General features: G+C 65.1%; 9 protein-coding genes. 5 read left to right on the top strand and 4 right to left on the bottom strand.

The genetic code is table 11. The features are described from left to right. Nucleotides 1–1,840, bottom strand: a 1,840-nt coding sequence (locus AKL29_RS28355; protein ID WP_244482471.1) for a membrane-bound PQQ-dependent dehydrogenase, glucose/quinate/shikimate family, incomplete at its 3' end; no start/stop codon positions are given. A gap of 328 nt (nt 1,841–2,168) precedes the next feature. Here AKL29_RS28355 and AKL29_RS28350 point away from each other — a divergent pair. Next, entirely contained in the window at nt 2,169–2,918 is a 750-nt protein-coding gene (locus AKL29_RS28350) for a class I SAM-dependent methyltransferase (protein ID WP_050386432.1), read from the top strand. A gap of 6 nt (nt 2,919–2,924) precedes the next feature. Here the strand turns inward: AKL29_RS28350 and AKL29_RS28345 are convergent, their stop codons facing one another. Further along, entirely contained in the window at nt 2,925–3,413 is a 489-nt protein-coding gene (locus tag AKL29_RS28345) for an SRPBCC family protein (protein WP_050386431.1), read from the bottom strand. Between the two features lie 7 nt (nt 3,414–3,420). Next, nucleotides 3,421–4,377 carry a LysR family transcriptional regulator gene (locus AKL29_RS28340; protein WP_050386430.1) on the bottom strand — a complete coding sequence of 319 codons (957 nt, stop codon included), beginning with the start codon at nt 4,375–4,377 and terminating at the stop codon, nt 3,421–3,423. 100 nt (nt 4,378–4,477) lie between these two features. On the opposite strand from AKL29_RS28340, the gene AKL29_RS28335 reads away from it, so the two are divergent. Together AKL29_RS28335 and AKL29_RS28330 are read left to right on the top strand one after the other, a co-directional pair. Next, nucleotides 4,478–5,659: an MFS transporter gene (locus tag AKL29_RS28335; RefSeq protein WP_050386429.1), complete on the top strand. Its 1,182-nt coding sequence runs from the start codon at nt 4,478–4,480 to the stop codon at nt 5,657–5,659. A 22-nt stretch (nt 5,660–5,681) separates the two neighbouring features. Then, a complete protein-coding gene (locus AKL29_RS28330) occupies nt 5,682–6,716 on the top strand; it encodes an aldo/keto reductase (protein ID WP_028336350.1) in 1,035 nt (344 codons plus the stop codon). A 19-nt stretch (nt 6,717–6,735) separates the two neighbouring features. Here AKL29_RS28330 and AKL29_RS28325 read toward each other — a convergent pair whose 3' ends face one another. Next, on the bottom strand, nt 6,736–7,638 hold the full coding sequence (locus AKL29_RS28325) for a helix-turn-helix transcriptional regulator (protein ID WP_028336351.1): 903 nt from the start codon (nt 7,636–7,638) through the stop codon (nt 6,736–6,738). A 303-nt stretch (nt 7,639–7,941) separates the two neighbouring features. Here AKL29_RS28325 and AKL29_RS28320 point away from each other — a divergent pair, with 303 nt between their 5' ends. Together AKL29_RS28320 and acmB are read left to right on the top strand one after the other, a co-directional pair. Next, the gene (locus AKL29_RS28320; protein ID WP_050386502.1) at nt 7,942–9,582 is read left to right on the top strand and encodes a flavin-containing monooxygenase; all 1,641 of its coding nucleotides are present in this window, start codon (nt 7,942–7,944) and stop codon (nt 9,580–9,582) included. A gap of 199 nt (nt 9,583–9,781) precedes the next feature. Further along, on the top strand, nt 9,782–10,971 hold a 1,190-nt coding region (gene acmB / locus AKL29_RS28315; RefSeq protein WP_152977812.1), incomplete at its 3' end, for a methyl acetate hydrolase AcmB.

The following is a 10,971-nucleotide window of genomic DNA, read 5'->3' as shown; positions in this document are numbered from 1 at the left end:
ACGACATCGGATTGGCGATGGCGATCTGCCTGACAGGATCGACCGCGATGCCGCCCCATTCGAACATGCCGAGATTGCCCGGGAAGACCAGCGTGCCCTGCAACGACGGCGGCGTGAAGGTGCCTTCGTAGCGCAAGCGGTGAAACATGATCCGGCACAGCAGCTGATCGAAGATCGTGCCGCCCCACATGTCGGCGCCGGTCAGCTTCGCCTCCGGGCGGAAGGTCAGTTCGGAAAACGGCTGCGTCGGTGCGGAGCGGTCGCCGGGCGCGGGCCCTTGCGGCACCGCGCGTTCCGGCGCCGGCACGATCAGCTCGCCGGTCCTGCGATCGAGCACGAAGATGTTACCCACCTTGGTCGGTTGGATCAGCGCGGGAACGACGCCCTTGGCCGTCGTCACATCGACCAGGCTCGGTTGCGAGGGAACGTCCATGTCCCAGAGATCATGATGCACGGTCTGGTACGACCAGGCGCGCTTGCCGGTGTCGACGTCAAGCGCGACGATGGCGCTGGAATAGCGCTCGACCAGCGCATCGCGATTGCCGCCCCAGATGTCGGGTCCGTTGTTGCCAGTCGGGATGTAGACCAGATTCAGTTTCGGATCGAACGAGGCCGTGATCCAGGAATTCGGTGACCCGTTGGTGTAATGACGCGTCGGCGACGGCAGTGCGTTCTCGTCCGCCGCGCCGGAATCCCAGGCCCAGACCAGCTTGCCGGTATAGACATCGAAGCCGCGGATCACGCCCGACGGCACGTCGACCGCATAATTGTCGATCACCGCGGCGGCCACGACCAGGATCTTGTCGCTGACGACCGGCGGCGACGTCGGCTCGAAGAAGCCGGCGGTCTTGATCCCCATGCCCTGCTGCAGGTCCAGGATGCCGTGATCGGCGAAACCATCGCAGAGCTTGCCGCTGTCGGCATCGAGCGCGATCATGCGTCCGTCATTGACCGGCAGGAAGATCCGCCGCGGGCATTCGGCCGGCGCCGGATTGCCGCTGCTGTCGACGGCGCCCTGCGCGGTTTCATGGTAGGAGACCCCGCGGCAGGTCATGTGCTGGAACGTCTTGTTGTGCACAAGCTTGGGGTCGTAGCGCCAGCGCTCCGTGCCGGTCTTGGCGTCGAGCGCGAACAGCACCTGGTGCTGCGAGCAGAGATAGAGCGTATTGCGCACCTTGATCGGGGTGACCTCGAAGGTCGTCTCCCCGGAATCGTCTGGTGTCTTCACGTCGCCGGTACGGAAGGTCCAGGCGACCTTGAGGTTGCCGACATTGTCAGGCGTGATCTGCTTCAGCGGCGAATAGCGCTGTCCGAATTGTGTGCGTCCATAGGCGCGCCAGTCGCCGTCCGGCTGCGGGTCGGCTTCGCTTTGCGGCACGGCGGAGCCGGACTCGGCGATCGTGCCGTTGATGTCGTGATAGCTGGACAGCAGCCCGGCGATGAGCACCGCCGCACCAGCGACGACGCCGATCCAGAGTGGCGCCGTCGCGCGCATGTAAGACACCGGCCCGCTTCGTCTCAGGGCGCGAACGATCACCGGCGTGAGCAACCAGAGTGCCATGGGGAAGATGATGTCGCCACGCGCCGCGAGCGGCCACCAGTCGAACCGCACCTCATAGACGGCCCACGCCAGCGTGCCGAGCAGCACGATCGCAAACAGCCATAGCGCCTGATGGCGCCGCGCCAGCAACAACGCAGCCGTGGCGAGAATGCCGACGCCGAGGACAATGTAGAAGGGCGATCCACCCAGTGAGGCGAGCCAAATGCCGCCGCCGGCGAGGGCCAGGCCGATCAGGGCGTAGACGATAGCCGTGATGAAGACTGCCCTGGATCGCTGCATGGTCGCTCCGGTGCGGGGCGGGATCGGGCTTGTCCCGCACAAGCGCGACAGACCGCGTCCGCCGTCGCGGACTGTCGTTCAGCCAACCGCAACTTGCAACCTTGGAACTGCGATGTTGATGCACCACAAGCGCGTAAGGTTGCTATGCTAAACCCGCCGAAGCAAATTATTCAAAATGCGCGCACCTTCAACAGGGGGCAGTGGAGCTGCGGGGCTGACGCAAAGGTGAGAGGTCTTCAGCGGATTTTGAATCGGCGCGCTCTTCCAGTCCTGTGCAGGCGCTGCTCTATACCGTTCCGCGGATGGTTGGCACGCAGGAGAAGCAACAATGACACTGAACCCCACTGCCGAGAATTATCGTGTCGCGGTCGCCGCCTATGAGGCGGGCCGACCGAGCTACCCTGCGGAGATTGTCGCCGCGCTGCCGCTTGCGGCCGCGCGCTGCGTCGTCGACCTCGGTGCCGGAACCGGCAAGTTCACCCGCCTGCTGCTGCAACATTTGCCCGCGACTGCGCGCCTGGTCGCGGTCGAGCCCGTCGCCGAGATGTCGGCCAGGCTGTCCAGGGAAGCCGGGGTGGAGGTCATCAACACGCGCGCCGATGCGATCAATCTCGAAACCGGCAGCGTCGACCTCGTCACCTGCGCCCAGGCGTTTCACTGGTTCGACAACGAGGCGTCGGTCGCCGAGATCGCGCGACTGCTGCATCGCGGCGGGACGCTTGCGCTGGTTTGGAACAACCGGGACGATCGCACGCCGTGGGTCGAGGCGTTGTCCGTCATGATCGAGGGCTATGCGGGCGACACGCCCCGGCAGCGGACCGGACGCTGGCGCTGGATCCTGAAGGACCCGCGCTTCGTGCTTGAGAGGGAAATCGTGCAGGACCATCCGCACCGGATGAAGCGACAGGACGTCTTCGAGCGCATCGCATCGACGAGCTATGTCGCCAATTTGCCTGATGCGGAGAAGGCGATCCTGCGCGACAAGACCGGCAGCATCCTGCGTGAGGCCGGTCTCGGCGACGCCGACGAAGTGGTGTTCCCTTATGTCACGCAGCTCTTCCTGCTGAAGCGGGCATAGACCGCGCTATTGCGCGGCGCGTCCTTGTTCAACCGCCTGCTTCAGGCGCGGCAGCGTCATTCGCCAGTAGAAGGCAACATGTTTGGCGCCTGAGTCGGGCCCGATCTCCCAGCCGCTTCCGCGGCGGGTCGGCGAAGGCGGCACCTGCTGGGTGACGGTCAGTACCGTTTCGCCGCCGTCGGACACGAGCTTCATCGTGATCGTCGCATAGGATTGCGGAACATCCGGCAGGCCGGAGACCTGCGACCAATAGGAGTATTCGAGCCGCATCGGCGGGTCGATTTGGAGGACGCGGCCCTTGTCGCGATAGCGCTTTGCGCCGATCTCCGCCTCGATCTCGATCGGCGCGCCGATCCTCCAATCGGTCCTGAAATGCGCGTTGCGCCATCTCTCGCCCGCTTTGGGGTCCATGATCGCGTCCCACACATGCGCTGGCTCTGCGGCGATGCGGATCGTCTCGGTGACGGACTGGAAGGCCGGGGGCTCGTGCGTCATTGAACACTCACTTGTCGCCTACGACCTTCCATCTTCCATCAGCGCCGCGCTGCAGCGAGGGATCGCCGACGCGGATGTGTTGCGCAAGAAAATCGATGAAAGCGCGGACCCGCGCCGGCAGCGGGCCGGCGTGACCGACATAGACCGCGTGGATGTCCTCGCGGTCGCCGGGATTGAGGTTTTGCAGCACCGGCACCAGACGCCCGGCCTCGATATCGGGGCCGATGTGGAACAGCGCCAGCCGGCCCAGCCCGATACCGCCGAGCGTGAGCTGACGCGCGGCTTCGCCGTCGCTGACGCGGGCGACCGGCGGCGGCAGCGCTTCCTCGATCTTCTCGGCGCGGCGAAACGGCCAACCGCGGATGCTGCGCGGAAAGGTCCAGCCGATGCCGCGATGGCCGGCGAGGTCGGCCGGCGTCTTCGGCGTGCCGAAGCGGGCGAGGTAGGACGGCGCGGCGGCCACCACCATGCGGCTGGTGCCGAGCTTGCGTGCGATCAGCCGCGAGGCGCCGAGCGGACCGACCCGGATCGCGATGTCCGCGCGTGCCTGCATCAGATCGACCAGCGTGTCGGTCAGCACGATGTCGAGCGTGATGTCGGGATGCTCGCGCATGAAGCGCGGCAGCAGCGGCATCACATGCAGCATGCCGAACGGGATGTTGCTGTTCACGGTGAGATGGCCGCGCGGCACGCATGAGGCGGCCTCGCGTTCGGCTTCGTCGATATCGGCGAGGATGCGCTGGGCGCGCTGGTAGAAGGCCTGGCCTTCCTCGGTGAGCTGCAGCTTGCGCGTGGTGCGGTTGACCAGCCGCGTGCCGAGCCGGGTCTCGAGCCGGGAGACCAGCTTGCTGACGCCGGACGGCGTCTGGCGCAGGCTGTTCGCGGCAGCGGTGAAGCCGCCGAGATCGACGACGCGGACGAATACGTCCATCTCGCCGGAGCGGTTGGTGTCTGTGCGGGCCATCTTGAATTCAAGTCACAAATGATTGGATTGCGGCCATTCTAATCCTTCCCCGCCCGGACCGCTATCTCGCTTTGCGGAATCCTTCTGTCCGGAGCGACACATGCCTGCTGCAGTCCTTGCCTTGACCGCCGGTGCCTTTGGCATCGGCACCACCGAATTCCTCATCATGGGACTGCTGCTGCAAGTCGCCGCCGACATGCAGGTATCCGTATCCGCGGCAGGCCTGCTGATCTCCGGCTATGCGCTCGGCGTGTTCGTCGGCGCGCCGATCCTGACGCTGGCAACACGGCGGATGCCGCGCAAGGCGGTATTGCTGGCGCTGATGGCGATCTTCACGCTCGGCAATGCGGCGTGTGCGCTGGCGCCGAGCTACGGGCTTTTGATGGCGGCGCGCATTCTCACCTCGCTGGCGCACGGCACCTTCTTCGGCGTTGGCTCCGTGGTGGCGACAAGCCTCGTCCCGGAAGACAAGCGTGCGTCGGCGATCGCCACGATGTTCATCGGGCTCACGGTCGCGACCCTGCTCGGCGTGCCCTTCGGAGCCTGGTTCGGCCTGATGCTCGGCTGGCGCGCGGCGTTCTGGGCGGTGGCGGCGATCGGCGTGATCGCGTTCATCGTGCTGGCGGTGCTGGTCCCCGGCCATGTCGGCGCCAACGACAGGCCTGCGCCGCTGCGCGAGGAGCTCGCCGTGCTCAGCCGCCCGCAGGTGCTGCTGGGACTTGCCATGACGGTGTTCGGCTTCGGCGGGCTGTTCGCGGTCTTCACCTATGTGCAGCCGATCCTGACGCGGCTCACCGGCTTCTCCGACGCCGCGGTGTCGCCGATCCTGCTCGTGTTCGGTGCCGGCCTTGCGATCGGCAATGTCGCGGGCGGCCGGCTCGCCGACAAGGGACTTGCGCGGGCGCTGCTGGTATCGCTCGGCGGCCTCGCCGCCGTGCTCGTCGCGCTGACGGCGGTCGTCTCGATCAAGGCATTGGCCGTCGTGCTGCTGTTCATTCTCGGCATCGCCGCGTTCGCGACCGTCGCGCCGCTGCAGCTCCGCGTGCTCGAAGCCGCCGGCGTCGAAGGGCGGACGCTGGCCTCCAGCCTGAACATCGCGGCGTTCAATTTGGGCAACGCGCTCGGCGCCTGGGCCGGCGGCGTCACCATCGATCGCGGCCTTGGCCTCGGCGCGCTGCCGCTGGTGGCCGCCGTCATCACGGCAATCGGCCTGGTGCTTGCGCTGTGGAGCCTGCGCCTCGATCGGCCGATCGCGCTCGCCGCGCAGTGCCCGGCGGAATGAACCGGATCAAGGGAGCATGATCATGGAATACCGCAATCTCGGTGCATCCGGCCTGAAAGTCCCGGTGCTCAGCTTCGGCACCGGCACGTTCGGTGGCCAGGGGCCGTTGTTTTCGGCCTGGGGCCGCAGCGACGCCAGCGAGGCGCGACGGTTGATCGACATCTGCCTCGAGGCTGGCGTCAATTTGTTCGACACCGCCGATGTTTATTCGAACGGCGCGTCGGAGGAGATCCTCGGCGCCGCGATCAAGGGCCGCCGCGACAAGGTGTTGATCTCGACCAAGACCGGCCTGCCGATGGGCGATGGTCCGCTCGATGCCGGCACGTCGCGATATCGCCTCGTCGCCGCGGTCGACGCCGCGCTGCGCCGGCTCAACACCGACTATATCGACCTGCTGCAGCTTCATGCCTTCGATGCCTTCACGCCGGTCGACGAAGTGCTGTCGACGCTCGACGCGTTGGTGCGCGCCGGCAAGCTGCGCTATGTCGGCGCCTCGAATTTCTCCGGCTGGCATCTGATGAAAGCGCTCGGTGTTGCCGAGCGGCAAGGCTGGCCGCGCTACGTGGCGCACCAGGTCTATTATTCGCTGGTCGGCCGCGACTATGAATCCGAGCTGATGCCGCTCGCGCTCGACCAGGGCGTCGGCGCGCTGGTCTGGAGTCCGCTCGGCTGGGGCCGCCTCACCGGCAAGATCAGGCGCGGCCAGCCATTACCGACCAACAGCCGCCTGCACGAGACCGCGCAGTTCGGGCCGCCAGTCGACGACGAGAAGCTTTACGCGATCGTCGACGCACTGGACGCGGTCGCCACAGAGGCCGGCCGCAGCGTGCCGCAGATCGCGATTGCCTGGTTGCTGACGCGGCCGAGCGTGTCGTCCGTGATCATCGGTGCGCGTGACGAGGCGCAGCTGCGCGACAATCTCGGCGCGGTCGGGTGGTCGCTCTCGCCGGACCAGATCGCGCGTCTCGATCGCGCGAGCGCGGTGATGCCGGCCTATCCGTACTATCCCTACCGAATCCAGGAAGGCTTTGCGCGCCTCAATCCGACGCCCGTGTGAGTCCGTCGCAGACCCTGTCTCACGCCTGGACGGTGTGCTCGCAGACCTGCCGGCGGTATTCCGCCGGCGTGACGTTCATGTGCTGCCGGAACACGCGATTGAGGTGGCTTTGATCGGCAAAGCCGGCGAGCAGCGCGATCTCCTTCAGCGCGACGCGGTCCTTGCGCAGATGCTGGCACGCATGCTCCACCTTGCGCCGCAGGACATAGGCATGCGGCCGCATGCCGTAGTGCACGCGGAATTTGCGGGCGAACTGGACCGGCGTGCAACTGCAGATATTCGCGAGTTCCTCCAGCGTGATGTTCCGGAAGATGTTCTGCTCGATATAGTCCTCGATCAGCCGGGCATGCGCCGGACGAAAGCGTCCTTGCGCGCAGGGCATCTTGAACTCAATCGCCGCATATTTCCGCAGGATGTGCACGCTCGCCTGCAGCGCCAGCGCATCATAGCAGAGCCGTCCACCGGGACCGCCCGCGGCGACTTCCTGGACCATTTGATCGTTGATCCAGGTCAGCATCGGGTCTTCGACCTTGAGCAGGTCGTGAATCTCGATCGTTTCGGCGTCGCGGTCGAAGGCATCGCTCGCGGTCTTCGTCATGAGGGCAGGCGAGATGTAGAAATGGCTGACCTCAATGTCGTTGTTCCAATGCCAGCTTGACGGCTCCGCGCGCGTCATGAGCGACGTGACGCCGCGACCGACGTGATCCTGCTTCCATGCGCCGGTGACGCGGCGGTTCATCGACGTCACGCCGTCGCGATAGAGCACCAGGAGGAAGTTTGCGGACGGCGGGACCCAGATGTCTGACGGCGCATAGCGGAAAATTCGCAGCCGGAAATCGCTTCTCCCGACTGACAAACTATCCAGCTTCATCTCGCCGGGAGCGTAGCGCGGCAGCTCCTCGACCGTGATCAACTGGCCCATCGCGCGAGCCTCCTCCCTGGGATTGGTGGCGCGGTTGACCGCTTGTTCTTGGCCGGACGGCTGAGCGCAGAATAGGCCGCTTTCGCCATTTGCCAAGGAGACCATTGGCCGGTCGGGCAATTGAGCGGCAGCGTTCCAGAGATTGTCGGTTTCATCCAAGCCGCGCGGCCGAACGGCCCGTAGCCTGCTCTGCGTTTCGGCGATAGCGCGAGCGGCCGAGACCCAAATTGACGCAACGCACCATCATCCGGCGACACCGCGGGTGGGAAGGTGCGCGCGAGAAGCCAGACACAGGAGGAAATCATGACTGAGGCCGTCACAAGGTCGAATGGAAGCAATGGTGCGCATGCAACGACCAAGCTCGACGCCGTGGTCGTCGGCGCCGGCGTCGCCGGTCTCTATCAATTGTTCCGCCTGCGTGAGCAGGGACTGAGTGTGAAGGCGATCGACGCCGGGTCGAGCGTCGGCGGCACATGGTACTGGAACCGCTATCCCGGGGCGCGCTTCGATTCCGAAGGCCACACCTATCAGTACCTGTTCTCGGAGGAGCTCTACAAAGGCTGGAGCTGGAGCGAGCGATTCCCGGGCCAGCCGGAAATCGAGCGCTGGCTGAACTACGTCGCCGACCGCCTCGACCTCAGGAAGGACATCCAGTTCGGCACCACGGTGAAGAGCGCGCATTTCGATGAGGCGACGCAACGCTGGCTGGTCGCGACCGACCAGGGCGACGTGATCGATACCCAGTTCCTCGTCACCTGCTGCGGCATGCTCTCGGCCCCGCATGTGTCCTTCCCCGGACAGGAGGCGTTCAAGGGCAAGCTGTTCCACACCGCGCGCTGGCCCAAGGGGCCGATCGAGCTCGCCGGGAAACGCGTCGGCGTGGTCGGCAACGGCGCGACCGGGATCCAGGTGATCCAGTCGATCGCCGGTGAGGTCGGCCATCTCAAGGTGTTCATCCGTACCCCGCAATACATCATCCCGATGAAGAACCCGAAATGGGATGCAGCGGACGCCGAAGCCTACAAGTCGAAGTTCAAGTTCCTCACCGAACGGCTGCCGAAGACGTTCACCGGATTCGAATTCGACTTCGAGCACGCCTGGGCCGACCTGACGCCACAGCAGCGTCGCCAGGTGATCGAGGACTGCTGGAACGACGGATCCCTGAAGCTGTGGGTCTCGTCCTTTGCCGAACTGTTCTTCGATGAAGCCGTCAACGCCGAGATCACCGAATTCGTGCGCGAGAAGATGCGCGAGCGGATCAAAGACCCCAAGCTGTGCGAACTGCTGATTCCCGCCGATTACGGTTTTGGCACGCACCGGGTGCCGCTGGAGAGCAATTTCCTCGAGGCCTTCCACCGGCCCAATGTCGAGATCGTCGGCGTCAAGAACAATCCAATCGCCCGCATCACGCCTGAGGGCATCCAGACCGCCGACGGCACGGTGCACGAGTTCGACGTCATCATCCTGGCGACCGGCTTCGACGCCGGAACGGGAGCGTTGACGCGCATCGACATCCGCGGCCGCGACGGGCGATCGCTGAAGGACGATTGGGGCAGGGACATCCGCACCACGATGGGCTTGCAGGTCCATGGCTATCCGAACCTGTTCACGACAGCGGTGCCGCTCGCGCCCTCGGCCGCACTCTGTAACATGACCACCTGCCTCCAGCAGCAGGTGGAGTGGATCGCCGATTGCATCAGATATTTGCGCGGCAAGAACCTGAACGTCATCGAGCCGACCAGGGATACCGAAGATCAGTGGGTGGCGCATCACGACGAGACCGCCAACGCAACACTGATCGCCAAGACCAACTCCTGGTACCTGGGCTCCAATGTCGAGGGCAAGCCGCGCCGGGTGCTGTCCTATTGCGGCGGTGTCGGCACCTATCGCCAGAAATGCGACGAGGTCGCCGCGAGCGGCTATAGCGGTTTTGCCACGCAGTAGAGCTGATTTCGTAGCCCGGATGGAGCGAAGCGCAATCCGGGACATATGTCGCAACGGTGACACTGGTCCCGGATTTCGCTTCGCTTCATCCGGGCTACGCAGTGTCACGCAAGCGAAGATCGGGCGGGAAGCAGCCGGTGGAATGCAGGCGTCCCGCCCGAGGCAGATCACGTCACAAAGCAAATATGGGAGGACGACAATGAGCGCGAATTTCAGTGCGGCCGCGGATGCAATCCTAGACGGCGTCGTGACGTCAAACCCGCGCGTTCCCGGCGTCGTTGCGATGGTGACCGATCGTCATCGTAACATCTATGAAGGCGCCGCCGGCAAGCGCCGGCTCGACCAGCCCGCCGACATGACGGCCGACAGTGTGTTCGCGATCTTCTCGACCACCAAGGCGATCACCGGCACGGCCGTCCTTCAGCTCGTGGAGGAAGGCAAGCTCGATCTCGACGCACCGGCCAAAACCTACGCGCCCGACATCGGCAAGCTCCAGGTGATCGAGGGCTTTGACGACAAGGGCGAGCCGGTGTTGCGTGCACCGAAGCGCGACATCACCACCCGCATGCTGATGGTCCATTCCGCGGGTCTGAGCTACGACTTCATCAATCACACCTATAACCGGCTGGCGCAGGAGAAGGGGCAGCCCAGCGTCATCACGGCGTCCAAGGCTTCGCTGATGACGCCGCTGCTGTTCGATCCGGGCGAGCGCTGGGAGTACGGCACCAACATGGATTGGTGCGGCCAGATCGTCGAGGCCATCACCGGCCGGCGGCTCGGCGAGGTCTTCAGGACGCGGATCTTCGAGCCGCTCGGGATCATGGACACGACGTTCGAGCTCACCGACGCGATGCGCCGCAAGCTCGCCGGCATTCACGCCCGCAACGCCGACGGCTCGCTCACGCCGATGGATTTCGAGCTGCCAGCCAATCCCGAAATCCACATGGGCGGCCACGGGCTTTACGGCACCATCGGCGACTACATGCGCTTCATCCGGATGTGGCTGAACGACGGCGCCGGCGAGCACGGGCGTGTCCTGAAGGCGGAGACCGTGCGGATGGCGGAGAAGAACCATCTCGGCAACAACAAGGTCACCGCGATCACCGGCGTGATCACATCGCTCGCCAACGACGCCGAGTTCTTCCCCGGTCAGTCGAAGTCCTGGGCGCTAAGCTTCATGATCAACGAGGAGCAGGCTCCGACCGGCCGCCCCGCCGGCGCGCTCGGCTGGGCCGGTCTCGCCAATTTGTTCTACTGGATCGATCGGCAGAACGGCTTTGGCGGATACTGGGCGACGCAGATCCTGCCGTTTGGCGATCCGACGTCCTTTATCGGCTACATCAATTTCGAGACCGCGTTCTACGAATCCCTGAGGCTGCGCAAGGCGGG

The sequence above is a fragment of the Bradyrhizobium pachyrhizi genome, assembly GCF_001189245.1.
In the GTDB taxonomy this organism is placed as follows: Bacteria; Pseudomonadota; Alphaproteobacteria; order Rhizobiales; family Xanthobacteraceae; genus Bradyrhizobium; species Bradyrhizobium pachyrhizi.
Note: the sequence above shows the minus strand (reverse complement) of the source record. Positions and strands in the feature narration are given on the sequence as shown.